Origin of the sequence: Amycolatopsis rhizosphaerae (genome assembly GCF_007713715.1) — a bacterium.
GTDB lineage: Bacteria > Actinomycetota > Actinomycetes > Mycobacteriales > Pseudonocardiaceae > Amycolatopsis_E > Amycolatopsis_E rhizosphaerae.
In genome coordinates this window covers 1-25,903 of record NZ_VJWX01000045.1, presented here as the reverse complement: position 1 = coordinate 25,903, position 25,903 = coordinate 1, and the positions used below count along the sequence as shown (strand labels likewise).

The window sequence follows — 25,903 nt, the reverse complement described above, 5'->3', positions numbered from 1 at the left end:
GACCAGCAGCTGATCGTGGAGACGGTGAGCGAGTTCGCGGCCGAGCAGCTGCGTCCGGCCGCCGCGGAGGCCGACGCGAAGCTGGCCCCGCCCGACGGGCTGCTCACCCGGGTCGCCGAACTCGGCGTCGGCCTCATCGGCATCCCCGAGGAACTGGGCGGCGCGGGCTCGGAACGGTCCGTGGTCACCAACGCACTCATCGCCGAAGCGCTCGCGCACGGCGATCTCGGGCTCGCCGTCGCCGTCCTCGCACCGTCCGCGGTCAGTACCGCGCTCGTGCTGTGGGGCGACGCGCAGCAGCAGGCCGACTACCTGCCGGCCTTCGTGGGCGACGACGTGCCCGCCGCGGCCTTCGCCCTGCAGGAGGCCAGGCCGCTGTTCGACCCGTTCAAACCCGCGACCAAGGCCCGCCGCACGCCGTCGGGCTACCAGCTCGACGGGGTCAAGTCCCTGGTCCCGCGTGCGGCGCAGGCGGAACTGTTCGTCGTGTCGGCGGACCTGGAAGGACGCGGCCCGGCGCTGTTCCTCATCGAATCCTCCACCGCGGGAGTGACCGTCGAGGCCGAACCCGCGATGGGGCTGCGCGGCGCGGCCACCGGAAAGCTGCACCTGGAGAAGGTGAAGCTGCCCGCGGGCGCCCTGCTCGGCGGCGGCTCGCCGGAGGTGTTCACCGAAGCCGTGCGGCTGTCGCGGCTGGGTTGGGCGGCGCTGGCCGCGGGCACCGCGAAGGCCGTGCTGGACTACGTGGTGCCCTACGTCAACGACCGCACCGCCTTCGGCGAACCGATCAGCCACCGCCAGGCGGTCGCGTTCTCGGTGGCGGACATCGCGATCGAGCTGGAGGGCCTGCGCCTGGTGATGCTGCGCGCCGCCTCCCGCGCCGAGCAGGGCAAGCCGTACGCCCGTGAGGTCGCGCTCGCCCGGAAACTGGCCACCGACAAGGGAATGCGGATCGGCAGCGCCGGGGTGCAACTGCTCGGCGGGCACGGCTTCACCAAGGAGCACCCCGTCGAACGCTGGTACCGCGACCTGCGCGCCATCGGCATCGCCGAAGGCGTCGTCCTCCTCTGAGCCGGAAGGTCACCATGATCAACCTTGAGCCCCCGAAGAAGGCCGGCGCCCTGATCAACCAGGCGTACCAGGCGGCCTCCCACGTGCTGCGCCCGATCTCACGCAAGTACGACCGCGCCGAGCACGCCTATCCGTCCGAATTGGACATGTTCGCCGCGGTGCTCGACGGCCTGAACTCCTCGGGTGAGGGCGGCGCCGGTGCGGCCGGTGTGCGGCGCAACGAGAAGGAGCAGGCGAAGGGCAACCGCAACGGCGGCAACCTGAGCACCGTGCTCGGCACCATCGAGATGTGCTGGGGCGACGTCGCGCTGCTGCTGTCCATGCCGCGGCAGGGCCTCGGGAACGCGGCCATCGCCTCCGTCGCCAACGACGAGCAGCTCGCCCGGTTCGGCAAGCTGTGGGCCGCCATGGCGATCACCGAACCGGACTGCGGATCCGACTCGGCCGCCATCACCACCACCGCGGTGGAGGACGGCGATTCCTACCTCCTCAACGGCGAGAAGATCTTCGTCACCTCGGGCCAGCGCGCCGATGCCGTGGTCGTCTGGGCCACCCTGGACAAGTCCAAGGGCCGCGCCGCGATCAAATCGTTCGTGGTGGAGAAGGGCACGCCGGGCTTCGAGGTGGTACGCCTGGAACACAAGCTCGGCATCCGCGCCTCCGACACCGCCGTGCTGCGCTTCGACAACTGCCGGGTACCGAAGGAAAACCTGCTCGGCAGCCCCGAGATCGACACCAAAAAGGGTTTCGCCGGGGTCATGCAGACCTTCGACAACACCCGGCCGCTCGTCGCCGCGATGGCCGTCGGCCTGGCGCGGGCAGCCTTGGAGGAGACCGGCCGAATCCTGGCCGAAGCCGGTGTCACCGTCGACTACGACCAGCCCGCCAACAACCAGCACGCCGCCGCCGCGGCCTACCTGGAACTGGAGGCGGACTACGAGGCGGCCTACCTGCTCACCCTGGAATCCGCCTGGATGGCCGACAACCGCAAGCCGAACTCGCTGCAGGCCTCCATGGCCAAGGCGAAGGCGGGCCGCTCCGTCGTCGACATCACCCTGAAATGCGTCGAACTCGCCGGTGCCTTCGGCTACAGCGAGGAATCCCTGCTGGAGAAGTGGGCCCGCGACTCGAAGATTCTGGACATCTTCGAAGGGACGCAACAGATCCAGCAGCTGATCGTGGCGCGCCGGGTGCTGGGGAAGACGTCGTCCGAGCTGAAGTAGGTTGTGATACAAGGGAAACCGCGTGGTTCCGAGAGCCGGGCGGTTCGAGACATAATTCAGTTGCCGCGGAATGCGTGAGGCGTTGACACTTGGGTCATGCCGAGACCGCCCGAAGACAAGCTCCCATTTGTGCTGTCGGGCGGATGGCCCGACGCCGTTCCTGGTTCCGTGGTGACCTTACGCGAGACAGGGATTGTGCTCGGCACGTTGCCGCTTGATGATGCGGAATGGCGGATGCTGCAGTCACAGCGGGTTTTCTCGCTCCGGGTCGACGAGCACCCAGCCGCAGACGGCTGGACAACCACGCATCCGGACGGAACGGAGACGCGGCGAGACTTCGAGATTCCGCTCGCTCCTGTCATTGTCCCTTCAGAAGCACTCGCGGACGGAGGAGGCTTCTCCGATTGGGTGTGGCACGTACACGGTGCGCTCGGGTCTCAGGTGGGGTGTCGAGATTCTTGAAGTAGGTGAGGGTGGCACCGATGGCGAGGAAGTGCTCGGCTTTGCACCCACGTGGGGTTCTGCCAGGAACTGTTCCCGTTCTTCGACCGAAAGTGCATGCCCGCGAGGCTGGTCGGCAGGTCCGACAAAACCGGTCCTCCCGCTCGCGGCCCCGCGATAAGGTGCCCACTGGCCGAAGGCCGGCTGCTCGCCCGCGCGTCCTGTCAGGAGGAAATGTGGCGGTCCCCGCGACGCGCTGTCCCGAGTGCGGTGCCCTCGCACAACCCCACTCGTGCGAAGAGCTCTTCCACCTCGTGCTCGCGCTCGATCATTCCCGGCGTCCGCCCTGGGGCCCCCTGCACGGCGTCACCGTGTCGTGCTTCCTGCTCCAGCACCCCAGCCGCCTGCCCGCCTCCGGACGGGCCCGCTCCTGGGCGATCCTGCACACGTACCTCAACGAAGGCGTCTCCGCCACCACAAGGCTCACCGAACGGGCCCGCCGCGCCAACTCCCACCGCAACACCGGTTCGGCGCTGCCGGACATCGTCCCCGACGTGGCGCCCCCGTCCTGGACTTCGTCACCCCCGGTTTTCCGCGTCACCATCGCCGACGTCGCCCAGGACGGCACGTTCCCCGCGGACGGCTTCCCGGAACGCGTCACCGCCTGGGCCGAGGCCACCATCACCGCATGGCGGGATCACGAAGCCCGGCCGGAGTGAGCCAACACATCCGACGGCTCTTCGAGCGCCGGCAACCGCCGACGGCCGCGCCCTCACGCATCGTTCACAGTGCCGTCACAGATCCCGGCGCATGCACACCCGGGGCCAACGGTCCAAGCCATGCGCGGCCTCACGCTCCCGAATCGCCTGTAGCCCGGGCGTCAGCTCGCCCTCATCCAGGGCCCGGAAGCCGAGCCGCAAGTAGTACGGCGCGTTCCACGGCACCTCGGCGAACGTGGTCAACGTCAATGCCGGAATTCCTGCCGAGCCAGCCACAACGGCCACGTCATCCACCAGCGCCCGCCCCACACCCCGGCGTCCGTGGTCCGGATGCACCGACACCTGCTCGATGTGCACACAGCCGTCCACGAAATCGGCGATCAAGTAACCCACCGCACAATCGGCGCCATCAACCGCGACCCAGGCCCGGCCCGCACCCTGATACCCAGCCAGCGCCTCCACCGGCAACGGCTCGTCCTCGGCGATCTCCGGCATCCCCACGTCACCGAAACGCTGCCCGGCAGCCCGCTCGATGTCCCGCAGAACACCCAACTCGCCCCTGTCCGCCCTTCGGATCCGCACCGCATCATTATCCGCCCCGTTCTGCCTCCGGCAGCCAGGTGCGGCAACGGAACCCGTCCGACCATTGTCGACCCGTCCGGCTTCGCGGCACGAACGACCTCCGCGACGCGATCCACCAGCGCCGTCACCGGCCGAACTCGGTGGCGACCAGCTCGCGCGATTCCCGCGGACTCAGCCACTCCACATCGAGGGTTTCCCCGGCCCAGGTGAATCGGCCCGCGTCCCAGTCGTCCAAGGTGTCACCCAGGCCGTCGTCGATGATCAAGTCGGTGAGGGGAATCGCCAGCCAGGGCAGCACCATCCAAACGTGCGCCGCGTAGCGCGGTGCCGACCAGCGCCGCCACCACAGGGCACCGCCCACCTGCGTCCAGCAAACCTCGGGCTCCACGAGGATCATGCCCTCACGCCCCGGTTCGTCACGGACCCGTCCGACCCGGCGCCGATACCGCTCAAGCCGAGGGTTCTCCATCGGCAGCGCACTGGGCGGCTTCCACGACACCACACACCCCCGTTCAGATGGATCAGGCGTGCCACGCACCTGACCCAGCCCGTCACCCCACCATCTTCGCTCATCTCCCATCGGTGCCGGATGCTCAGGGCAGGCCCCTCCGGTTCAGCCGCCGGCGGCGGTTGCGGGGTCAGGTGTCGAACGGCGGCTGCAGCAGCTCGACTTCAAGGTGGCCACCCACCTGCCGCCTCAGAGCCAGCGCTGTGCCGCTTCGACGCTGTCCCCACCGCTGGTGTTGAACGCGATGGCGGCCTGCGGGGCGTGACGGCGAACCAGGTTCACGATCCGCTCGAACAGCGGGAGCAACTGCTCCGCCTTGCGGATGCCGCCACCGACGACGACCACGTCCCACGGACGCTCGGTCAACGACGTGATGAGGGTGGACTCGGCCGACTCGTCGAACACGACCAGTGTCATGGCCGCGTCGATGCCGTGCTCGCCGAACCGGGCCAACTCCAGGTCGAGAGCCGCGCGAAGCGCCTCCCCGTCAACGCCCGGTATCGCCCGCGGGTCGTAACCGACAACAAGTACCGAAGACATGCGGGCAACCTACTGGGACCAGCCTGAGCGTGATCAATGTTCCCAGGCGACCCGCCGCTGTTCAGGTGAATAGCCCAGTAGTGTACGAAAGCAGTCAGGCGGCGAACCCGAGCGCGGCGAGGCGTGCCGGGTCGGCGAACACGTGGATCTCCGTGATCCGGCCACCGGAGACGGTGAACGCCAGCACCGACAGCAGCTTACCGTCCACAATAGACACGAAGCCGGGCGAGCCGTTGACGAGCACCGGACGGGCCACCGGCGCGGAACGGCCGAACAACTGCGCCTGGGAGGCAACGTCCGCCGCCCCACGCAGGGTCCGCAGGCCCTCACTGGTATCGGCCCGCAGCACGACATCGGGATCGAGAACCGCAAGGAGCGCCTCGAACCCGCCTCCCCGAGAGGCCGCACGAAACGCGCTGACGATCTCGCGTTGCCGCGACAGGTCTTCCTCCGGCGGCTTGGCCGAGGACTGGACGCGCCGCCTGGCGCGGCTCGCCATCATTTTCGTGGCGGCCAGGGAACGGTCGAGGATCGACGCGATCGTGTCGAACGGGACGGCGAACAGGTCGTGCAGGACGAAGGCGAGCCGTTCGGCCGGGTTCAGCGTGTCGAGCACGATCATCAGGGCGAGACCGACGGCATCGGTGGTGAGGGCCTGGTGTTCCGGGTCGTGCGAGGGATCGCCCTCTTCGACGACGATCGGGTCCGGCAGCCGCGCCTCCAGCGATTCCTCCTGCTTGGCCTTCCGGCTCCGCAGGAAGTCCAGGCACACGCGCGAGACCACCGTGGTCAACCAGGCACCCAGATTCTCGACGCCGCTGACGTCGGCACGGCTGAGCTTGATCCACGTTTCCTGCACCGCGTCGTCGGCCTCGCTGAACGAGCCCAGCATCCGGTAGGCGACCGCCCTCAGCCGGGCACGCTGCTCCTCGAAACGCTCGGCGAGAAATTCCTGCCCGGCCACTTGTTACCTTCCCCCACTCCGCTCCGTCAGTGCAGTGACGAAGCACTGAGGCAGAGCATAGAAGGAGAAGAACAGTGAGCGTGTCGATGGTCCGAGCCGAGGTCCAGGCCGACAAGGTCGCCGACGTGATCACGGGCGCGCAGAAGATGTTTTCGGCGATCGAGGAAGCCCAGCCGGAAGGCGTGCGCTACGCGTCCTGCCTGCTCCCCGACGGCGTGACGTTCTTGGCACTCCTCGAAGTGGAGGAAGGGATCGAGAACCCGCTCCCGGCCCTGCCCGCCTTCCGCGAGTTCCAGGAAAACCTCAGGGGTTGGCTGGCCGGGCCGCCGTCCCCCGAGCCGATGCGGGTGATCGGTTCCTACCGGTTGTTCGGGCAGTAACTCCCGCCGGGTGGGCCGGATTCGGGATTTCCGGCCCACCCCGCCAGGCTTCCGGCGTTACGGTGGCCGGAACCGGCATCCCCGACAGCAGCGGAGACATCACGATGGCCGAGCGCTCGACCGCACTCCCCGAGCATCTGCGCGCCGACGTCGAAACCCTGTGGCACTACCACAATCTGGGGCATCCGCCGCGGCGCGCGGACGTCGGGATCGGCCTGGGCGGGCACGATCTGGGCGTGGCCACCCACACCGCGGAACTGTTCCGCGAAGGACGGTTTCCGCTGATCGTGTTCACCGGGGCCAACGCGCCCACGACCCTGGCCCGGTTTCCCCGTGGTGAAGCCGTTCACTATCGCGAGCACGCGCTCTCGCTCGGGGTGCCGGACGAGGCGATCCTCGTCGAACCCCGGGCACGCAACACCGGGGAGAACATCACGCTGACCCGGAGCCTGCTGGCGGCCCGCGGGATCGCGGTGAGCTCGGCGATCCTGGTGTGCCGGCCATACCACCAGCGCCGGGCCTATGCGACCTGCCGCAAGCTCTGGCCGGACCTCGAAGTCTCCTGCGCGTCCGCCGCACTGCCGATCGACGACTACATCGACAGCATCGGCGACTGCGACCGGGTCATCTCGATGCTCGTCGGCGACACCCAGCGGATCACCGAATACGCGCGGCGCGGATTCGCCATTCCGCAGGAGTTGCCCGGCGCGGTGGCCGCCTCCTACGAGCGGCTGGTGGCGGCGGGTTTCACCCGCCGCCTGATCTGAAACCGCGTCACCGGTTCCGCCTGCCGTGCTCGCTTTCTTCGCGCTCGCGCGGGGATTTCAGGCGATCGTCGGAGGTGTCCCAGTTGATCGGCGACTGCATCAGCAGGCCCCTGCTGCGCCGCTCCAGCCAGCGAGGCATCCGCACCTTGCGCACGCCGCCCCGGCCGCGATCCCGCAGATCGGTGACGAGCGCGGCGAGCAGAGCCAGCACGACGATGACGCCCAACGCGATCAACAGCCCCATGCGAGCCTCCCCCAGGATCCGGGCATTTACTGCGAATGTAGTCCGGTTTGCCCGTCCAGGAAGGTGTCGATGTGATGCCAGGTGGTGGTGCGGGCGCGACGACCGGTGAGCACGCCGAGGTGACCGCCGGGGGCCGTCTCGAAGCCGACCGACGGGGCGTTCACCAGCAGACTGGTCAGCCGCTCCACCGCGCGCCGCGGGGCGATGGTGTCGTTCTCCCCGGCGATGACCAGGGTCGGCACCCGCACGTCGGCCAGGGAAACGACCCGCCCGTCGACCGCGACCGCGCCTTCGGCGAGATCGTTGGCGCGGAAGAACCGGTGATAGATCTGCCCGAAGGTCCGCCCGGGGTAGGCGATCATGTTGTCCATGAAGTGGTCGACGGCCTCGATCTGCGCAAGGTAGTCGCGGTCGTCGAGGTTGCGCAGGATGGCCAGTGGTTTGGTGATCTCCTTGTCGATCCCGGTCGCCCAGAACACCCGCCCGACGACGACCGACGGCGCCCCGCCGAGCAGCCGGTAGAACGGGGTGAGCAGATGCCCGCGCGTGGCCTCGATCAGCGGCCGGAACGGGGCGACCAGCGGGATCGCGGTGAAGTCGACGGGCGAGGCCACGGTGACCAGCGAAGCGATCGGCAGTCCTGGCCACCCCGCGGTGGTGAGCAGCGAGAACAGCCCGCCGAGGCACCAGGCGACGAGGTGCACCGGCTGCCCGCCCGCGTCCTCGCTGACCTTCTCGATCGTCCGCGGCAGCACTTCGTCGATCCAGTGCTCGATGCCGAGCCTGCGGTCGGAGAACGCGACGGTGCCGTAGTCGACGAGGTAGGTGCGCCGCCCGCGCGCGACGAGATGCTCGGCGAGGCTGCACCCGCGGCGCAGATCGAAGCACAGCGCGGGTGCGGCGAGCGGCGGTATCAGCAGGATCGGCGGCCCATCGGGCTCGTCGTCGGAGAGCATCCGGTAGACCGATCGGTGGGGGCCCTGGTCGATCAGAAGCCGGGGGACGGGACGCAGATCCGCCAGCCCGCCGCGCAGTTTGCCCACGACGTTGGCCGCGGCCGCGGCCAGGCTGACCGGGGACGTCACGTTCACGGTTGCCGCCCCCTCGCCGAAGTGCTCCGCGGACCCGCCGGATCGCGCCCGCGACTCCAGCTTAACCGGGTCAGAGGCGGTACTCGAACACCTGGACGCTGGTGTCCCGCACGGGTACTTCGACCGTGGGGGTGAAACCCTGGCTCCGGTAGTACTCGACGAGTTTCCCGTCGCCTCCGGACCAGCAGTCGACCCGCAGCAGGCCGACGCCCCGCCTGGTGGCCTCCTCCTTGGCGAAGGCCAGCAGCGCCGATCCGACCCCGTGCCCCTTCCGGCGCCGGGAGGTCAGCAGGAGCACGACGTACAGCTCCGGCTCGTCCACGGGCGGCGTGTACGGCAGCCGCTCGCCCAGCACCAGGGCACCGACCGGAATGCCGTCGGCCTCACCGATGTAGAGCCCGCCACCGCCGACGAACTCGCGCACCCGCTTCTCCCGTTCGGGATTGCCCGTCCACGGTTCGGTTCCCCACTGACCCTCGCTACCGCGGGCGACGAGCCATTCGACCGCTTCGTCGAACCAACTCAGTACGGTGGTGTAATCGCTTTCGCCGCCGGGCCGGATTTCCATGCTCATAGTTCGGTGAGGATACGGGGACCGTCGGCCGTCACCGCGATCGTGTGCTCGACGTGGGCCGCCCTCGTCCCGTTCACTGTGTACAGCGTCCAGCCGTCTTCGCCGTGCCGGTAGTCGTCGTTGCCGCCGCGGAGGAACATGGGCTCGATCGCGAGGACCATCCCGGGCCGCAGCCGGAGGCCCTCGCCCTGGCGCCCTTCGTTGGGCACGTGCGGCGCCTCGTGCATGGCCCGGCCCACGCCGTGCCCGCCGTGGTCGGCGAGCAGCCCGTATCCCGCGCCACGGCCGATCGCACCGATCGCGTGCCCGACGTCGCCGAGCCGGTTGCCGGGCCGGGCCTGCGCGATCCCGGCCCGAAGCGCCCGTTCGGTGGTGGCGATCAGGTCGAGATCGGCCGGATCGGCCTCGCCCACCACGAACGAAATCGCGGCGTCGCCGTGCCAGCCGTCGACGGAGGCGCCGAAGTCGACGCTGAGCAGGTCGCCGTCGGCCAGCCGGTACCCGGTCGGGACGCCGTGGACCACCGCGTCGTTGACGCTCGTGCACAGCACGGCCGGGTACGGGCTGGGGGCGAAACGCGGGTGGTAGTGCTGGAACGAGGATTTCGCCCCGGCGTCGGCGAGCAGGTCGGCGGCCAGCCGGTCGAGGTCGAGCAGACTGGTGCCGACCTTCGCCTCCTCCCGGACGGCACGCAGTACCCTCGCCACGACGCGGCCCGCCTCGCGCAGCACGGCCAGTTCGTTCTCGGTCTTCAGCTCGATCAACGCAGTCACCCCACGGTATAGTTATACCGGTTTTCCTATCATGATCGCCGTGGGGTGGCAACCAGGGGTCAGTGCAGGCCGAGTTCCCTGGCGATGAGCATGCGCTGGATCTCGCTGGTCCCCTCCCCGACCTCGAGGATCTTCGCGTCCCGGTAGAACCGGCCGACCGCGAACTCGTTCATGAACCCGTAGCCGCCGAAGATCTGCGTCGCGTCCCGCGCGTTGTCCATCGCGGCGTTCGACGACACCAGCTTCGCGATCGAAGCCTCCTTCTTGAACGGCTCGCCCCGCAGCATCTTCGACGCCGCCGCGTAGTAGGCCAGCCTGGCCGTGTGCGCCCTGGCCTCCATGTCGGCGATCTTGAACTGGATCGCCTGGTAGGTGCCGATCTGGCGGCCGAACGCCTCCCGTTCCCTGACATAGCGCAGGCATTCGTCCACACAGCCCTGCGCCAGACCGACGCTCAGCGCGGCGATCGCCACCCGTCCCTCGTCCAGAATGGACAGGAACTGGGCGTACCCGCGTCCGCGCTCGCCGAGCAGGTTCTCCGCGGGCACCCGGCAGTCCGAAAAGGACAACTCGTGGGTGTCGGAGGCGTTCCAGCCGACCTTCGAGTACTTCGGCGCGACGGCGAATCCCGGCGTGCCGGAAGGCAGGATGATCGCGGAGATCTCCTTGCCCCCGCCCGGTTTCTCGCCGGTGACCGCGGTGACGGTGACCAGGCGGGTGATGTCGGTGCCGGAGTTGGTGATGAAGGACTTGCTGCCGTTGATCACCCACTCGTCGTTGTCCAGGCGCGCGGTGGTCCTGGTGGCCCCGGCGTCCGAACCGCCGCCCGGCTCGGTGAGGCCGAACGCGCCCAGCGCCTCACCGGAACACAGCGCGGGCAGCCACCGTTCCCGCTGGACGGCGTCACCGAACCGGTAGATCGGCATGGCGCCAAGGGACACCCCGGCCTCCAGCGTGATCGCGATCGACGAGTCGACGCGGGCGAGCTCTTCGAGGGCGAGGCAGAGCGCGAAGTAATCGCCGCCCATCCCGCCGTACTCCTCCGGGAACGGCAGGCCGAACAGGCCCATCCGGCCCATCTGCGCCACCAGTTCGTAGGGGAATTCCTCGCGCTCGTAGAAGCCGCCGATGACCGGCGCCACCTCGTTCTGGGCGAAGTCCTGGACGGTCTTCCGCAGCGCCTCGTACTCCTCGCCCAGCCTGAAGTCGATCATCTTCCCGCCTCCGCGTCGCCTGCCGGGGTCACCACGGCCAGGATTTCGTCCAGTGCGACCTGCTGCCCCACCTGGACGTTCAGTTCGCCGACCACGCCGTCCACCGGCGCGACCAGGGTGTGCTCCATCTTCATCGCCTCGACCACGAGCAGCGGCGTCCCGGCCGTGACCGTCTCGCCCGGCGAGACCTTCACGACCAGCACGGTGCCCGGCATCGGACTCTTCACCGGGCCCGCCTCGGTGGCGTCACCGTGCGAGGCGAGCAGGTTCGGGCGCTCGCCGACGGCCACGCAGTGCCCGTCGCGGGCGAGCCACAGATCGCCGCGCTCCGCCCGCAGGTACCGGCGGAACTCGCCGTCGTAGTGCAGCTCAAGCCGGTCGCCGTCGCGCCGCGCGGAAACCGGGACGGGCTCGGCGCCGTTCACGCTGACGACCGCCGCATCCGGCAGGCCCTCGACGCGCACCAGCGCCTCGGTCTCCCCGGACTTCAGCCGCAGGGTCACCCCGCCGCGGGCGCCGAGGCGCCAGCCGCTCGGCACGTCCCACGGGTCCACGACCGGTCCCGACGGCCTCAGGCCGACCAGCCGGTCCAGCGCGGCGGCGATGAAGAACTCCTCCGGCACACCGGCGGAAACGAGCGTTTCGAGTCGTCGCTCGACCAGCCCGGTGTCCAGCCGCCCGGCCCGCACGTCCGGATCGGTGATCAGCGCGCGCAGGAAGGCCACGTTCGTGGTCACCCCGGGCACGGCCGTCCCGGCCAGCGCCCGGTCCAGCCGGTGCAGCGCGGACGCCCGGTCCGGCCCCCAGGCGATCACCTTCGCCAGCATCGGGTCGTAGTTCGAACCGACGGTGGTGCCGGGGCTCATCCACGAGTCCACCCGGACACCGGCGAGGTCACGGGGTTCGCCCAGCGCCAGCACGGTGCCCCCGGTGGGGACGAAACCGCGCGCCGGGTCCTCGGCGTAGACGCGGGCCTCGACCGCGTGCCCGTCGAGACGGACGTCCTCCTGGCGCACGGTCAGCGGTTCACCGGCCGCGATGCGGACCTGCCACTCGACCAGGTCGAGTCCGGTGACCAGTTCGGTGACCGGGTGCTCGACCTGCAGCCGGGTGTTCATCTCCATGAAGAAGAACTCGTCGGGAGCGGTGGACGAGACGATGAACTCGACGGTGCCTGCCCCGGTGTACCCGACCGAGCGGGCCGCCTCCACCGCCGCCGCGCCCATCCGCTCGCGGGTCGCCTCGTCCAGCAGGACCGACGGCGCCTCTTCGATGATCTTCTGGTGGCGGCGCTGCAGACTGCACTCACGCTCGCCCAGGTGGATGACGTTGCCCCGCCCGTCGGCGAGGACCTGGATCTCGATGTGACGCGGGGTGGTGACGAACCGCTCCAGCAGCAGCCGGTCGTCGCCGAAGGCGGCCTTCGCCTCGCGCCGGGCCGACTCCACGGCGGCCTCCAGCCCGGCGGGGCCGGTCACCAGCCGCATGCCCTTGCCGCCGCCACCCGCGGACGGCTTGAGCAGCAGCGGGTAGCCGACGGAATCCGCGGCCGCGGCGAAATCCGCGACCTCGGCGGCTCCGGGCACGACCGGCACCCCGGCGGCCGAAACCGTCTCCTTGGCGCGGATCTTGTCGCCCATCGCCTCGATCGCCTCGGGCGTCGGCCCGATGAACACCAGCCCCGCCTCGGCGCAGGCACGGGCGAACCGCGGGTTTTCGGCCAGGAACCCGTACCCCGGGTGCACGGCCTGCGCACCGGAGGCGACGGCGGCGCGCACCACGTCCGGGATCGACAGATAGCTCTTGGCCGCCTCGGCGGGCCCGATGCGGACGGCGTCATCGGCCTCGCGGACGTGCCGCGCGTCCGCGTCGGCGTCGCTGTAGACCGCCACGGAGCGGAGGCCCATCCGCCGCAGGGTGCCGATCACGCGGACGGCGATCTCGCCCCGGTTCGCCACCAACACTGTGTCAAACATGATGTGGAACAGCCCCCTGCGTTATGTCTTCGAAGCGGCGGAGCCGCTTGCTGTGGGCTGTCAGCTTGCACCGCCGCGGGTTCTCAGGCGGTTCCTGGCGAGGACAGCGCCGACGTGGTGAATTGGCATTCATGAGGAGGCGATCCCGCAGTCAGGGACCGCCTGAGGTTCCGCTACCCGCGCCGCCACGCAAACCACTTCAAACATCCCCTACATCCGGAAAATGCCGTAGTTGACGGGTTCTAGTGGCGCGTTGGCCGCTACGGAGAGGGCGAGACCGAGCACCGTGCGGGTGTCCGCCGGGTCGATCACCCCGTCGTCCCACAGCCGGGCCGTCGAGTAGTAGGGGCTGCCCTGCTCCTCGTACTGGCGGCGGATCGGCTCCTTGAAGGCTTCCTCCTCCTCGGCGCTCCATTCCCCGCCACGCGACTCGATCGCGTCACGGCGGACGGTGGACAGCACGGAGGCCGCCTGCTCACCGCCCATCACCGAGATCCGGGCGTTGGGCCACATCCACAGGAACCGCGGCGAATACGCGCGCCCGCACATGGAGTAGTTGCCCGCACCGAAGGAACCGCCGATGACCACGGTCAGCTTCGGCACCCTGGCGCAGGCGACCGCGGTGACCATCTTCGCGCCGTGCTTGGCGATTCCGCCGGCCTCGTAGGCCTTGCCCACCATGAAGCCGCTGATGTTCTGCAGGAAGACCAGCGGGATGGAGCGCCGGTCGCACAGTTCGATGAAGTGCGCGCCCTTCATCGCCGATTCGGCGAAGAGGACGCCGTTGTTGGCGACGATCCCGACCGGGTGACCGTGGATCCGGGCGAACCCGGTGACCAGGGTGGCGCCGTACTCCTTCTTGAACTCGGCGAACCGGCTGCCGTCCACGATCCGCGCGATCACCTCGCGCACGTCGTAGGGCGTGCGCGAGTCGGTCGGCACGACGCCGTAGAGCTGGCGCGGGTCGATGGCCGGCTCCTCGACGGGCTCGACGTCCCACGGGCGGGGGGTGCGCGGTCCGAGCGTGGACACGATGGAACGCACGATGCGCAGGGCGTGCGCGTCGTCGTTGGCCAGGTGGTCGGTGACGCCGGAGGAGCGGGCGTGCACGTCGCCGCCGCCCAGTTCCTCGGCGGTGACGATCTCCCCGGTGGCGGCCTTCACCAGCGGAGGACCGCCGAGGAAGATCGTGCCCTGATTGCGGACGATCACCGCCTCGTCGCTCATCGCGGGCACATAGGCGCCGCCCGCGGTGCACGAACCGAGCACCGCCGCGATCTGCGGGATGCCCCGCGCGGACATGGTGGCCTGGTTGTAGAAGATCCGGCCGAAGTGCTCGCGGTCGGGGAACACGTCGTCCTGCCGGGGCAGGAACGCGCCGCCGGAGTCCACCAGGTAGAGGCACGGCAGGTTGTTGTGCAGGGCGACTTCCTGCGCGCGAAGGTGCTTCTTCACGGTCATCGGGTAGTACGTGCCGCCCTTGACCGTGGCGTCGTTGGCGACGACGACGCATTCGCGGCCGGAGACCCGTCCGATGCCGGTGATGATGCCGGCCGCGGGGGCCTCGTCGTCGTAGAGGCCGTTCGCGGCGAGCGGGGACAGTTCGAGGAACGGTGAGCCCTCGTCCAGCAGCGCGTCCACCCGGTCGCGCGGCAGGAGCTTCCCGCGTTCCACATGCCGGACTCGCGCCTTCTCCGGCCCGCCGAGGCGGGTGGCGGCGAGGCGCTTGCGGAGGTCTTCGACGAGCTCGGCGTGCGCGGTCGCATTGCGCGCGTACGCCTCGCCGCGCGGGTCCGCGGAGGTGGTGAGCGTCGGTGTGTCCATACCAGCCCAGGTTAGTCGTCGTTAACTACGGAAGCGATGTTAACGACGACTAACCTCCCTGTCCAGGCCCGGGTACGGACCTGGACAGGGAGGCCGGTGGAGCGGGCGGTCGCCTAGAGGACCGACCGGAAGGTGGCGTAGTAGCCGGAGGACTGGCCGGTCGCGGTCGGGTGGTAGGACTCGTCGACCGGGTAGGTCAGGCTGTGCAGCCAGGACGAGCCGGAGCAGATCTCGTGCCCGGTGAAGGCGGGCCGGACGTCGGCGAAGGTGAAACCGGCGTTCGTGGCCTCCTTCTTGATGACCGTGTCGAGCGCGTCGGCACCCCCGTTGATGTAGCTGCGCGAGGTGTCGGACAGGCCGACGATGCAGGAGCCGCCGATCTTGTAGAAGTGCGGGTAGCCCAGCACCACGACCCTGGCGTTCGGCGCCTTGGCCCTGATGGTGGAGTAGACCTTGTCGAGCAGGCCCGGCAGGGTGGTGGCGACGTAGTTCTCCGCGTTGGTCACCGCGGTCTGGCAACCGGAGTCACCGCCGAGGATGCAGTCCTGCATCACACTGCTGAACCCGGCGTCGTTCCCGCCGATGCTGATCGACACCAGGTCGGTCCCCGAGTTGAGCGCGCCCACCTGGTTGTTCAGCACGTCCGAGGTCTTCGCCCCGGAACAGGCCTGGAAGCTCAGGGACGCACCCGAAGCGTTCGCGTAGAGCTCCGGGTAGGCGTTGGCGCTGCGCTTGCAGCTGCTGGAGTCGAGGTACGAGCCCGCACCCACGCCGGAAGAGTAGGAATCGCCGAGTGCGACGTAGTCGGTCGTGGCCGCGTCCGCCACGCCGCTCAGCCCCAGTGCCGCGAGCGAGGCGACGACGGCGACGGTGAAGGATCTGGTAAGCGCTTTCAACACCGAGGGGACAACCATGGGAGAGCCCTTCTGTAAGTGGAAAACCAGATGAAGAAATACCAGGGTTTTCCCTTACTGGGACCCCTATTTAGTAGGCAAGTGAGCAACGGGCGGACGAACGTTATCGGTCGCTAACTTGACCCGATAGGATGTCCCCTGGCCGGTGCCCCCAGCTCCGGCGGACGACGAAAGGTGGAGATGGCCCCGAAGGCAGGTCCGGTGGACGCGAAGACGTTCGCGCGGTCACAGGCGGGTGGCGAGAAGACCGGCCGCCGCGAGCAGATCCTGGCCGCCGCCGCCGAGTTGTTCGCCCGCCACGGCTTCCACGGGGTCGGCATCGACGACATCGGCGCCGCCGTCGGCATCTCGGGCCCCGCGCTCTACCGGCATTTCCGCAGCAAGGACGCCATGCTCGGGGAGATGCTGAACTCGATCAGCCACTTCCTGCTCGACGGCGGCACCGCGCGGGCGGAGGCGGCCGAGGATCCGGAGCGGGTGCTGGCCGAACTGGTCGACTTCCACGTGAACTTCGCGCTCACCCAGCCGTCGCTGATCACCGTCCAGGAGCGCAACCTCGCCAACCTCACCGACACCGACCGCAAGCAGGTCCGGGCGTTGCAGCGGCGCTACGTCGAGGTGTGGGTGCGGGCGATCCGGGACGCGGTGCCCGGCGTGGGGGAACGGCAGGCCCGCTCGGCCGCGCACGCCGTCTTCGGACTGATCAACTCCACCCCGTACAGCCGCTACCTCGACGACATCGAACTGGCGACTCTGCTGCGGCGGCTCGCGCTCGGCGCCCTCCACTCCCTGGGCTGATCACCACTTCCGTCACCGCACCGCCACACCAGCCACTTCCGAAACAGCTCGTAGCCCGAACCACCGGTCACTGGTGTTTGATAGGACGGGTGAGCGGCGAGCAGCGGGACCTCGTGGAGAAGGCGCAACGCGCCCTCGTCGCGCTGCGCCTGGGCCGGGATGAGGACGCACTGGACGAGGTGGTGCCCTCCGCGGCCGACGAGCCCGCCCGCACCGCCGAGATGCGGGGACTGATGCTGCTGCTCTTCGGCGAATGCAGCTCGATGGTCTCCCGGCTCGGTGACGGGGGCAGCGCCCCGGTCAAGGTGCAGGTGTTCGACGAGGCGGGCGAAGAGGTGCCGATCGACGAGGCGGACCCGCCGGTGCGCACCGCGGTCCGCACCCTGCTCGCCGAGGTGCACGGCAACACCGAAGCGGCCGAGGAACAGGTCGAGATCGCGCTGGCCAGCGCCGCGCCGGACGAGGTCGACAGCCTCGTGCTGCAGGCGCTGCGCTGGACCATCCGGCTGTCCGCCGAATGCGTCGACCGGGACCTCCCGGTCGCCGACTGGGTGCGGCGCACCTTCACCTGAAGTACCGGAAGCACCGGAAGCTGCGTCTTATAGGGCGTGCTTTAGCCGAGTAGGGCCTTGATCAAGGTGGCGATCTGGCCGATCTCGATCAGGAACGAGTCGTGGCCGTAGGGCGAGGAGACCACGGCCGCCTCCCCCGCGCCCGGGATGCCCGCCGCCAGCTCCTGCGACTGGTACAGCGGGTACAGCCGGTCGCTGTCCACCCCGGCGACGAGCGTGCGGGCCGTCACCCGCGACAGGGCGGCGCCCACGCCGCCCCGGTCGCGGCCGACGTCGTGGGTGTTCATCGACTCGGTGAGCACCAGGTAGCTGTTGGCGTCGAAGCGGCGGACCAGCTTCTCCGCATGGTGGTCCAAATAGGACTCGACGGCGAACCGCTGATCGCCCGGAGCCTGGTGCCGCCTGCCGAACCGCTGGTTCAGCTCGGCCTCGGTGCGGTAGGTCACGTGCGCGATCCGGCGCGCGACCCCCAACCCCAGGTGCGGGCCCTCGCCGGGTGCCGCGTCGTAGTAGTCACCGCCGCGCCAGCCCCGGTCCGCGCGGATGGCGTGCAGCTGCGGCGAGGCCCAGGCGATCTGTTCCGCGGTGGCGGCCGCGGGCGCGGCCACCACGAGCAGCGATTCGACCCGGCCGGGCAGGGTCACGCCCCATTCGAGCGCCCGCATCCCGCCCATGGACCCGCCGAGCACCATGGCCCAGCGCTCGATGCCGAGCTCGTCGGCGAGCACCTGTTCGGCCAGGACCTGGTCGCGCACGGTCAGCCGGGGGAACCGGCTGCCCCACGGCCTGCCGTCCGGGTCCGGCGACGACGGCCCGGTGGAGCCCTGACAGCCGCCCAGCACGTTCGGCACCACCACGAACAGCTCGTCGGTGTCCAGCGGGCGGCCGGGGCCGATCAGCGCGTCCCACCAGCCCGCCGTGGGATGGCCGGGCCCGGCTTCCCCGGCGGCGTGGCTGTCGCCGGTGAGGGCGTGTTCGACGAGCACCGCGTTGGAGCCGTCGGAAGCGAGCGTCCCCCAGGTTTCGTAGGCGAGCCGGAAGCCGGGCAGCGCGCCGCCGGCCTCCAGCTTCGTCTGCCGGTCGTGCGACACCCAGCGGCGCCGCCCCGGCGGATCCCCCGCCCGCCACGCACCGGTGGCGGGCGGGGGAACCGGCGACGACGTCACAGGGCGGCCTTGGCGGCCCGGAACCCGGCCTCGAGGTCGGCCTTCAGGTCCTCGATGCCTTCCAGGCCGACGGCGAGGCGGACCAGCCCCGGGGTCACCCCGCTGGCCAGCTGCTCCTCGGGCGAAAGCTGGCTGTGGGTGGTGCTGGCGGGGTGGACGATCAGACTGCGCACGTCCCCGATGTTAACCAGCTGGCTGTGGAGCTCCGTGCCGTCCACGAACTTACGGCCCGCCTCGACCCCGCCGTGCAGGTCGAAGGACAGCACGGCACCGGCACCGCGCGGCAGGTACTTCTGCGCGGCGGCGTAGTCCGGGCTGGAGGGAAGCCCCGCGTAGTAGACCCGTTCGACCTCGTCACGCTGTTCGAGCCATTCGGCCAGCGCGGTGGCGTTGGACACGTGGCGCTCGATCCGCAGGGACAGCGTCTCGATGCCCTGCAGGATCAGGAAGCTGTTGAGCGGCGCGATCGCGGCGCCGGTGTCGCGCAGGATCTGCACGCGGGCCTTGGCGGCGTAGGCACCCGGGCCGAGCGCCTCCCAGTACTTGAGGCCGTTGTAGCTGGGGTCGGGTTCGTTGAAGCCGGGGAACCGTTCCGGCTGGGCGCCGAAGTCGAAGGTGCCGCCGTCGACGACGACACCGGCGACGGTGGTGCCGTGGCCGCCGAGGTACTTCGTCGCGGAGTGGACGACCACGTCGGCGCCGTGCTCGATCGGGCGCAGCAGGTACGGGGTGGGCACCGTGTTGTCGACGACGAGCGGGACGCCGGCCTCGTGGGCGACGTCGGCGATGCCACGGATGTCGAGGACGTTGCCGCCGGGGTTGGCCAGCGCCTCCCCGAAGAACAGCTTGGTATTCGGCCGGACGGCGGCGCGCCACTGTTCGAGGTCGCTCTGGTCCTCGATGAAGGTGACCTCGATGCCGAGCTTGGCCAGCGTGTAGCGGAACAGGTTGTAGGTGCCGCCGTAGAGCCTGGTGCTGGAGACGAGGTGGTCGCCCGCCCCGGCGAGGTTGAGCACGGCCGCGGTGATCGCGGCGGACCCGGACGCGAAGGCGAGCGCCGCCACGCCGCCTTCGAGCGCGGCGACGCGCTGCTCCAGCACGTCCTGCGTCGGGTTCATGATGCGGGTGTAGATGTTGCCGGGCTCGGCGAGGCTGAACAGGTCGGCGCCGTGCTGGCTGTCACGGAACACGTAGGAAGTGGTCTGGTAGATCGGCGTCGCGCGGGCACCGGTGGCGGCGTCGGGGCTGGCGCCGGAGTGGATCTGTTTGGTCTCGAAGGACCACGCCTCGTTGCTCGTCATGGCCTTCGACGCTAGCCAGTTCGGCCGTTTGGCCCAAATCGCTCCCACCCAGTGATACCCCTTGCAAAGAAAGTCTCTTAGCATCTAAGATTCCTTGTACAGAGAGATTCACAGGCAAGGGGAAGATCATGGAAGAAGTGGATGTTCTCGTCGTCGGCGCCGGCTTGAGCGGTCTGACGACATCGCTGTTCCTCGCCCGCGAAGGCGTCCGGGCGCTGACCGTGGAGCGGCGTTCCGGCACCGGCCTGCACCCCCGCGCAGCGGGCCAGACGCCGCGCACGATGGAGCTGTACCGCTGGGCCGGGATCGAGAGCGACGTGCTGGGGGTCAGCAAGCGCGCCTCGCAAGGGCTGCGGATCACCGTCGCCGCCAGCCTCGGCGGGCAGGTGTTCCACCAGGTGCTGGAGGACATGTCCGTGATCGACAACAGCGTCGCGGCCGCCACCCCCTGGGGAATGGCCGGACAGGACGTCGTCGAACCGATCCTGCTGCGGCGGGCGCGCGAACTCGGCGCGGAAATGCGCTACTCCACCGAACTCGTCTCCTTCGAGCAGGACGAGGACGGGGTGACCGCACGGCTGCGGCCCGTCGACGGCGAGGCGTACCAGGTGCGGGCGCGTTACCTCGTCGGTGCGGACGGCGGCCGCAGCCCGATTCGCACCGCGCTCGGCATCGAGACCGAGGGCATCGGCGTCGTCGGGCATTCCATCGGGGTGGTCTTCGAGGCCGACCTCGGGGACCGGATGCAGCCCGACGTCACCGACCTCTACTACCTGCAGCATCCGCGGTTCACCGGCGCACTGATCAACACCGACGTGCCGGGCCGGTTCGTCTTCGGCACCGACTACCACCCCGACCGGGGCGAGAAGCCGGAGGACTACACCCACGACCGGCTCACCGAGCTGATCCGGCTGGCCACCGATCTGCCCGGGTTGGAGCCGGAGATCCGCTGGGTCGGGGCGTGGGAGATGGCCGCGCGCATCGCCCGGCGGTTCGGTGACGGGCGCGTCTTCCTGACGGGCGACGCGGCGAAGGTCACCCCGCCGACGGGCGGGATGGGCGGCAACACCGCGGTCGGCGACGGGCACGCGCTGGCCTGGCGGCTCGCCGCGGTCGTGCGGGGCGAGGCGGGCCCGGGGCTGCTGGACTCCTACGAAGCCGAGCGCAAGCCGATCGCGCAGATGGTGGTCGACACCTCGCTGCACAACGCGAAGGAGCGACTGCTGCCGGAGCTGGACACCAGCGAACTGGGCGAACCGGTCGACATGAACGAGCTGGCGCTCGGTTTCCGTTACCGGTCCGGAGCGGTACTCGACACCGAGGACGACCAGGACGCCAGCCCGACCGAGGATCCGAACCGGCCCAGCGGGCGTCCGGGTTTCCGCGCCCCGCACGTGCCGGTGACACTGGACGGGGTGGCACGGTCCACAGTGGACATCATCGGGCAGGGCTGGGTGCTGCTGGCCGACGGGCCCGGCTGGTCCACCGCCGCCCGCGAGGCGTCCGAACGGCTCGGCATGACCGTCGTCTGCGCCGAACGCGGGACCGGCTTCGGCGATCCGGAGAACCTGTTCGCCGCACGCTATGGACTCGGCCGGGGCGGCGCGAGCCTCGTCCGCCCGGACGGCATCGTGGCGTGGCGCTCCCGTACCGCGGTGGAGGATCCGGCGGGCACACTTTCCGCCGCGCTGGCCAAGCTGCTGTGTCCTGCGGGGCACCCGCACCCGGTCGGACGTCGTGAGCGCTGAAAATGCCGATTGTCGCTCACACGTCCTCCTGATCCGGTAGTCAGCTACCCCGTATGCTGCGGAAATGGTGTCCGTCCGCAGCATCGTCGACCGGGTCGGCCCCACCCTGCTGCACGCGGTGTCGATCCCGGAATCCAGCCCGGCGGTGGCCGACGTGGTGATCGCCGAACCGGGCGCGGGCACCCAGGTCGCCGCCGGGGATCTGGTGCTGGGGGTGGCCGTGGCCGACGTGGACGGGGCGGCCACCCTGATCCGGCACAGCGCCGAGCGGCGGGCGGCCGCCGTCCTGCTGAAGCCGCCGTTCACCGCCCGTCCCGCGGTGCGGCGGTGCGCGGTGACCGCCGGGATCGGGCTGGTCGAGGTGCGCGGGGCCACCGCGTGGGCCCAGCTCGTCTGGCTGCTGCGCACCGTGCTCGACGCGGCCATCGACAGTACGGACGACAAAGACGGCGAAGACAGGGACGACACGGGCGAGCGCGGCTCCGGCGACCTGTTCCGGCTGGCCGACGCGGTGGCCTCGGTGGTCGACGCCCCGGTGACCATCGAGGACACCAACTCGCGGGTCCTGGCCTATTCGGCGCGGCAGGACCTGACCGATCCGGCCAGGGTGTCCACGATCATGGGCAGGCGCATCCCGGACGACGTGCTCGCCAAGTTCCGCTCCCGCGGGGTGTTCCGGGAACTCTCCCGCGGCCGTCAGACGATTTTCGTGCCCGCGCAACGGGACGGCACGCTGCCCCGGCTGATCGTGCCGATCCGCATGGGCGGCGAACTGCTCGGTTCGATGTGGGCGGTGGTCGCCGGTCCGGTGCCGGACGAGCGGGCGGCCGCCTTCGCCGACACCGCCCCGGTCGTCGCGCTGCACCTGCTCCGGAGGCGGGCACACGCCGACGCCCGCCGCCGCGCCTCCGCGGACCTGCTGCGGGCGCTGCTGGAGGGAAAGGTCGGCCCCCGCAAGGCGATCGCGGAACTCGAACTCACCGACGAGCCGCATCGCGTGGTGGTGATCGGCACGCCCGGCGGGGACGGCCCGGACGACGAAGGGCTGCGCCTGGCGTTGCTGGAACGCATTTCCCAGGGCATCGGGCGACGGCCCGTGGTGACCGAACTCGGCGGCCTGCTCTACGCGATCGTGCCGGAAGGCTCCGGGCCCGGCTCGTGGGCCGGACTGCGCGCGGCGCTCGCCCAGGGGCCGGAACCGGGCCGGGCCGGTTCGCCGAACCTCGCAGCGGGTTCGGCCGTCCCGCTCGTCGAACTGGCCCGCTCGCGCAAAGAGGCGGAAGAAGCACTGGACCTGTTGCGGGCCGGACTGCTGCCAGGGCACGTCGGCAGTTACGACGAAGTGTGGACCGCGCTCGTGCTGCACCGGGCCGCGACGGCCGCGGGCGCGGCCCACGTCGCCGAACTCGGGCCGCTGGAGCGGCTGCGCACCCACGATCGGGAGAACCGGACGGAATACGTGGCGACGCTGTACGAATGGCTGCGCTTCCCCGGCGATCCCCGTGCGGCCGCCCGGGCGCTGCGGATCCACCCCAACACCTTCCGGTACCGGATGCGCCGCCTGCTCGACCTGGCCCGGCTGGACCTCGACGATCCGGACGTGCGACTGGCGCTGATCACCCAGCTCGTCACCCTCCGCTGGTCGTAGACCGTAGGATTGGCCGGTGTTTCAGGGAAACGTGACCGGACTGCACCGCTGGCCGGTGAAATCACTGCGCGGCGAACGGGTCGAGGCCGCCCGCTTCGACGAGCGAGGCATGGCCGGGGACCGGGCACACGCACTGATCGACCAACGGGAAAGGCGGGCAGGCAAGGTCCTCACCGTCCGCCAGAACCCGGCTCTGCTGTCGTGGCGGAGCACCTACCGTGACCCCGGCCCCGATCCCGCACAGCCGCCCGTACTGCACGGCCCGGACGGCAAGGAATGGGCCTGGGACGACCCGGGACTGGCCGCCGCGCTGGCCGGCTCCCTCGACCTGCCGCTTTCCCTGCGTGCCGAGGACGGCCAGCAGGACCGGGGCCCCACCGTGCTGGTCACCCTCGAAGCCTCACGCGCCGCGCTCGAAGGGGAGCTCGCCGCCCCGGTCGAACTCGACCGGTTCCGCCCCAACCTGCACCTCACGCTGGACGCGCCCGCGTTCGCCGAAGAGGACTGGGGTGCCGGTACGAAGATCACCGTCGGCGAAGTCGTGCTGGAGGCCACCGGCAAGAACGCCGGGCCGTGCATCCGCTGTGCCGTCCCCAGCTGGGATCCGGCCGGGCGCGAGCGGTGGCCGAAACTGCAGACCTGGCTGATCGAACAGCACGAGAACAAGTTCGGCCTGATCATGCGCGTCACCACGCCCGGAACCATCAGCACCGGCGACACGGCGACCGCCGAACCGGCGTAGGTCCTGGTGGGGCACTTCGAAACCGAAGTGCCCCGGTGGCAGCGAATTTCAGAGGACGAGCAGCGTTTTCCCCACGGTGGAGCGGGATTCGATGGCGCGGTGCGCATTCGCCGCTTCTTCGAGGGGAAAGCGTTGCCCTATCACGGGTTTCACCTTCCCCTCGGCCGCCGCGGCCAGGATTTTCGCGGTGAAGCCCCGCATTTCCTCCGGGGTGCCGAGCGAGCCGCGGATCAGGGTCACCTCCCGCACGGCCGCATCGGCCTCGGAAACCTCCGCCCAGGAACCGCTGGCCAGGCCGAAACTGAGGAACCGGCCGCCCCGGTCCACCAGATCGAAGGCACGGGTGCCCGTCTCGCCGCCCACCCCGTCGAAGACGACGTCCACCGCTCCGGTGGCTTCCCGCACGCGGTCCGGCCAGTCCCCGGCCGTGTAGTCGATCGCGTGGTCGGCGCCGAGTTCCGCGGCGAGCGCGACCTTCCGCGCACCGCCCGCGAGCGCGATCACGGTCGCCCCGGCGGCGTGCGCGAGCTGCACGAGGAGGCTGCCGACCCCGCCCGCGGCAGCCTCCACCAGGACGCGATCGCCCGCGCGGAGCCCGGCGGCGTGCACCAGCGCGCTCGCCGTCCGGCCGTCCGCGAGCAGGGCGACCGCGTCGTCGAGAGCCACCCCGTCGGGCACGACGAACGGCGCGGCCGAGGGGACCGCCACCCGCCCGGCGTACCCGCCGGAGCCGTTGAGGCTGGTCACCACCCGCCTGCCGACCAGGTCCCCGTCCGCTCCCTCTCCGGCGGCGAGCACCACGCCGCCGACCCCGTTGCCCGGGATCACCGGCGGGGTCAGCGTGAACGGACCGGTCCCTGCGCGCAGCTGCGTCTCGACGAAGGTGATGTTCGCGAACCTCGTCTCGATCAGCACCTGACCGGGCCCGGCGACCGGCTCGGGGGCTTCCCCGGCCAGCAGCACCTCCGGCCCACCGAACTCCTTCAACCACACGGCTCTCATGCGGCAAGCATCCGACTTCGACCTTGGTGGAGGTCAACACCTGTCGTGCGAGAACCAGGTCACCGCGGGAGGATTGTCACGGGCGAACGATGACACCGCCAACCGGGTGCTCCACCGTGGTCACGTCACGCCCGAAGTGAGCCAGGAGGAAGCAGTGCGCATCGCCGTCCCCCGTGAGATCAAAAAGCACGAGTACCGGGTGGCCCTGACCCCGGCCGGTGCGCACGAACTGACCCAGCGCGGGCACGAGGTCTTCGTCGAGACCGAGGCGGGCGCGGGTTCGGCCATCAGCGACGACGAGTACGTGGCCGCGGGCGCGAAGATCCTGGGCAGCGCGGAGGCCACCTGGGCCGAGGGCGAACTGGTGCTCAAGGTGAAGGAACCGGTCGCCGAGGAGTACCCGCGGCTGCGGGCGGGGCAGGTGCTGTTCACCTACCTGCACCTGGCCGCCGACCGCCCGCTCACCCAGGCCCTGCTGGACGCCGGTACCACAGCGATCGCCTACGAAACCGTCCAGCTGCCGAACGGCTCGCTGCCGCTGCTGGCGCCGATGTCCGAGGTGGCGGGCCGGCTCGCCCCGCAGGTGGGTGCCTACGCGCTGATGAAGCCCAGCGGCGGGCGCGGGGTGCTGCCCGGTGGCATCCCGGGGGTGCATCCGGCGCGGGTCGTGGTGATCGGCGGCGGCGTGGCCGGGCTGAACGCGGCGCGGGTGGCGCTGGGGCTGGGGGCCGACGTGGAGATCCTGGACACCAATGTGGACCGGTTGCGCCAGATCGACCACGATTTCGGCGGCCGCATCCGCACCGTCGCGTCGAACGCCTTCGCCGTGGAGCAGGCGGTGCTGGAGGCGGATCTGGTGGTGGGTGCGGTGCTGGTGCCGGGCGCGCGGGCACCGAAACTGGTGTCGAACGACCTGGTAGCGCGGATGCGCCCGGGCAGCGTGCTCGTCGACATCGCGATCGACCAGGGCGGCTGCTTCGCCGACTCGCGCCCCACCACCCACGACGAACCGACCTACCGCGTGCACGAGTCGGTGTTCTACTGCGTCGCGAACATGCCGGGCGCGGTGCCGCGGACCTCCACCTACGGCCTGACCAACGTCACGCTTCCCTATGCGGTGC

The 25,903-nt window shown here is 70.2% G+C and carries 26 protein-coding genes; 11 read left to right on the top strand and 15 right to left on the bottom strand.

What is annotated here, in order from left to right:
• The 3 genes from FNH05_RS07485 to FNH05_RS07475 form a co-directional block, all read left to right on the top strand.
• Positions 1–1,071 (top strand): acyl-CoA dehydrogenase family protein (locus FNH05_RS07485; RefSeq protein WP_144586594.1); only part of this gene is annotated, 1,071 nt, incomplete at its 5' end.
• Positions 1,072–1,085: 14 nt separating this feature from the next.
• Positions 1,086–2,294: an acyl-CoA dehydrogenase family protein gene (locus FNH05_RS07480; RefSeq protein WP_144586593.1), complete on the top strand. Its 1,209-nt coding sequence runs from the start codon at positions 1,086–1,088 to the stop codon at positions 2,292–2,294.
• 677 nt (positions 2,295–2,971) lie between these two features.
• The gene (locus FNH05_RS07475) at positions 2,972–3,454 is read left to right on the top strand and encodes a DUF5946 family protein (RefSeq protein WP_144586592.1); all 483 of its coding nucleotides are present in this window, start codon (positions 2,972–2,974) and stop codon (positions 3,452–3,454) included.
• Between the two features lie 75 nt (positions 3,455–3,529).
• On the opposite strand, the gene FNH05_RS07470 is transcribed toward FNH05_RS07475, so the two are convergent.
• The 4 genes from FNH05_RS07470 to FNH05_RS07455 form a co-directional block, all read right to left on the bottom strand.
• Positions 3,530–4,036, bottom strand: a complete 507-nt coding sequence (locus tag FNH05_RS07470; RefSeq protein WP_246127591.1) for a GNAT family N-acetyltransferase — start codon at positions 4,034–4,036, stop codon at positions 3,530–3,532.
• Positions 4,037–4,160: 124 nt separating this feature from the next.
• Positions 4,161–4,433 carry a hypothetical protein gene (locus FNH05_RS07465; protein WP_144586591.1) on the bottom strand — a complete coding sequence of 91 codons (273 nt, stop codon included), beginning with the start codon at positions 4,431–4,433 and terminating at the stop codon, positions 4,161–4,163.
• 300 nt (positions 4,434–4,733) lie between these two features.
• Positions 4,734–5,084: a hypothetical protein gene (locus tag FNH05_RS07460; protein ID WP_144586590.1), complete on the bottom strand. Its 351-nt coding sequence runs from the start codon at positions 5,082–5,084 to the stop codon at positions 4,734–4,736.
• Between the two features lie 94 nt (positions 5,085–5,178).
• Entirely contained in the window at positions 5,179–6,048 is an 870-nt protein-coding gene (locus FNH05_RS07455; protein WP_144586589.1) for a sigma-70 family RNA polymerase sigma factor, read from the bottom strand.
• 74 nt (positions 6,049–6,122) lie between these two features.
• Between FNH05_RS07455 and FNH05_RS07450 the strand changes: the two genes are divergently transcribed.
• Together FNH05_RS07450 and FNH05_RS07445 are read left to right on the top strand one after the other, a co-directional pair.
• Positions 6,123–6,428 (top strand): hypothetical protein, encoded by a 306-nt coding sequence (locus FNH05_RS07450; protein ID WP_144586588.1) that lies wholly within the window; start codon positions 6,123–6,125, stop codon positions 6,426–6,428.
• A 104-nt stretch (positions 6,429–6,532) separates the two neighbouring features.
• On the top strand, positions 6,533–7,195 hold the full coding sequence (locus FNH05_RS07445) for a YdcF family protein (protein ID WP_144586587.1): 663 nt from the start codon (positions 6,533–6,535) through the stop codon (positions 7,193–7,195).
• Positions 7,196–7,202: 7 nt separating this feature from the next.
• On the opposite strand, the gene FNH05_RS07440 is transcribed toward FNH05_RS07445, so the two are convergent.
• The 8 genes from FNH05_RS07440 to FNH05_RS07405 form a co-directional block, all read right to left on the bottom strand.
• Positions 7,203–7,439, bottom strand: coding sequence for a hypothetical protein (locus tag FNH05_RS07440; protein ID WP_144586586.1), 237 nt, complete (start codon positions 7,437–7,439; stop codon positions 7,203–7,205).
• A gap of 26 nt (positions 7,440–7,465) precedes the next feature.
• Complete coding sequence (locus FNH05_RS07435; RefSeq protein WP_246127592.1) at positions 7,466–8,524, bottom strand: alpha/beta fold hydrolase; 1,059 nt, start codon at positions 8,522–8,524, stop codon at positions 7,466–7,468.
• A gap of 76 nt (positions 8,525–8,600) precedes the next feature.
• The gene (locus FNH05_RS07430; protein ID WP_144586596.1) at positions 8,601–9,098 is read right to left on the bottom strand and encodes a GNAT family N-acetyltransferase; all 498 of its coding nucleotides are present in this window, start codon (positions 9,096–9,098) and stop codon (positions 8,601–8,603) included.
• Positions 9,099–9,100: 2 nt separating this feature from the next.
• A complete protein-coding gene (gene map, locus FNH05_RS07425) occupies positions 9,101–9,868 on the bottom strand; it encodes a type I methionyl aminopeptidase (RefSeq protein WP_144586585.1) in 768 nt (255 codons plus the stop codon).
• Positions 9,869–9,936: 68 nt separating this feature from the next.
• On the bottom strand, positions 9,937–11,091 hold the full coding sequence (locus FNH05_RS07420; RefSeq protein ID WP_144586584.1) for an acyl-CoA dehydrogenase family protein: 1,155 nt from the start codon (positions 11,089–11,091) through the stop codon (positions 9,937–9,939).
• On the bottom strand, positions 11,088–13,067 hold the full coding sequence (locus FNH05_RS07415) for an acetyl/propionyl/methylcrotonyl-CoA carboxylase subunit alpha (RefSeq protein WP_144586583.1): 1,980 nt from the start codon (positions 13,065–13,067) through the stop codon (positions 11,088–11,090). The genes FNH05_RS07420 and FNH05_RS07415 overlap by 4 nt, the downstream gene beginning before the upstream one ends.
• Before the next feature lie 210 nt (positions 13,068–13,277).
• On the bottom strand, positions 13,278–14,891 hold the full coding sequence (locus FNH05_RS07410) for a carboxyl transferase domain-containing protein (protein WP_144586582.1): 1,614 nt from the start codon (positions 14,889–14,891) through the stop codon (positions 13,278–13,280).
• A 113-nt stretch (positions 14,892–15,004) separates the two neighbouring features.
• Entirely contained in the window at positions 15,005–15,805 is an 801-nt protein-coding gene (locus FNH05_RS07405; RefSeq protein WP_144586581.1) for an SGNH/GDSL hydrolase family protein, read from the bottom strand.
• Between the two features lie 180 nt (positions 15,806–15,985).
• Between FNH05_RS07405 and FNH05_RS07400 the strand changes: the two genes are divergently transcribed.
• Complete coding sequence (locus tag FNH05_RS07400; RefSeq protein WP_144586580.1) at positions 15,986–16,603, top strand: SACE_7040 family transcriptional regulator; 618 nt, start codon at positions 15,986–15,988, stop codon at positions 16,601–16,603.
• Positions 16,604–16,683: 80 nt separating this feature from the next.
• Positions 16,684–17,175, top strand: a complete 492-nt coding sequence (locus FNH05_RS07395; protein WP_425458422.1) for a hypothetical protein — start codon at positions 16,684–16,686, stop codon at positions 17,173–17,175.
• 41 nt (positions 17,176–17,216) lie between these two features.
• Here the strand turns inward: FNH05_RS07395 and metX are convergent, their stop codons facing one another.
• Positions 17,217–18,341 (bottom strand): homoserine O-acetyltransferase MetX, encoded by a 1,125-nt coding sequence (metX, locus tag FNH05_RS07390; RefSeq protein ID WP_144586578.1) that lies wholly within the window; start codon positions 18,339–18,341, stop codon positions 17,217–17,219.
• Complete coding sequence (locus FNH05_RS07385) at positions 18,338–19,642, bottom strand: bifunctional o-acetylhomoserine/o-acetylserine sulfhydrylase (RefSeq protein ID WP_144586577.1); 1,305 nt, start codon at positions 19,640–19,642, stop codon at positions 18,338–18,340. Before FNH05_RS07385 ends, metX begins: the two co-directional genes overlap by 4 nt.
• A gap of 128 nt (positions 19,643–19,770) precedes the next feature.
• Here FNH05_RS07385 and rdmE point away from each other — a divergent pair, with 128 nt between their 5' ends.
• The 3 genes from rdmE (at position 19,771) to FNH05_RS07370 (ending at position 23,780) form a co-directional block, all read left to right on the top strand.
• Positions 19,771–21,390, top strand: coding sequence for an aklavinone 12-hydroxylase RdmE (gene rdmE / locus FNH05_RS07380; protein WP_144586576.1), 1,620 nt, complete (start codon positions 19,771–19,773; stop codon positions 21,388–21,390).
• A 64-nt stretch (positions 21,391–21,454) separates the two neighbouring features.
• The gene (locus tag FNH05_RS07375) at positions 21,455–23,038 is read left to right on the top strand and encodes a PucR family transcriptional regulator (RefSeq protein WP_144586575.1); all 1,584 of its coding nucleotides are present in this window, start codon (positions 21,455–21,457) and stop codon (positions 23,036–23,038) included.
• Between the two features lie 16 nt (positions 23,039–23,054).
• The gene (locus tag FNH05_RS07370; protein ID WP_144586574.1) at positions 23,055–23,780 is read left to right on the top strand and encodes an MOSC domain-containing protein; all 726 of its coding nucleotides are present in this window, start codon (positions 23,055–23,057) and stop codon (positions 23,778–23,780) included.
• Positions 23,781–23,828: 48 nt separating this feature from the next.
• Here FNH05_RS07370 and FNH05_RS07365 read toward each other — a convergent pair whose 3' ends face one another.
• Positions 23,829–24,782, bottom strand: a complete 954-nt coding sequence (locus FNH05_RS07365; RefSeq protein WP_144586573.1) for a zinc-binding dehydrogenase — start codon at positions 24,780–24,782, stop codon at positions 23,829–23,831.
• 154 nt (positions 24,783–24,936) lie between these two features.
• Here FNH05_RS07365 and ald point away from each other — a divergent pair.
• The coding region (gene ald / locus FNH05_RS07360; protein WP_144586595.1) for an alanine dehydrogenase at positions 24,937–25,903 on the top strand (967 nt) is incomplete at its 3' end.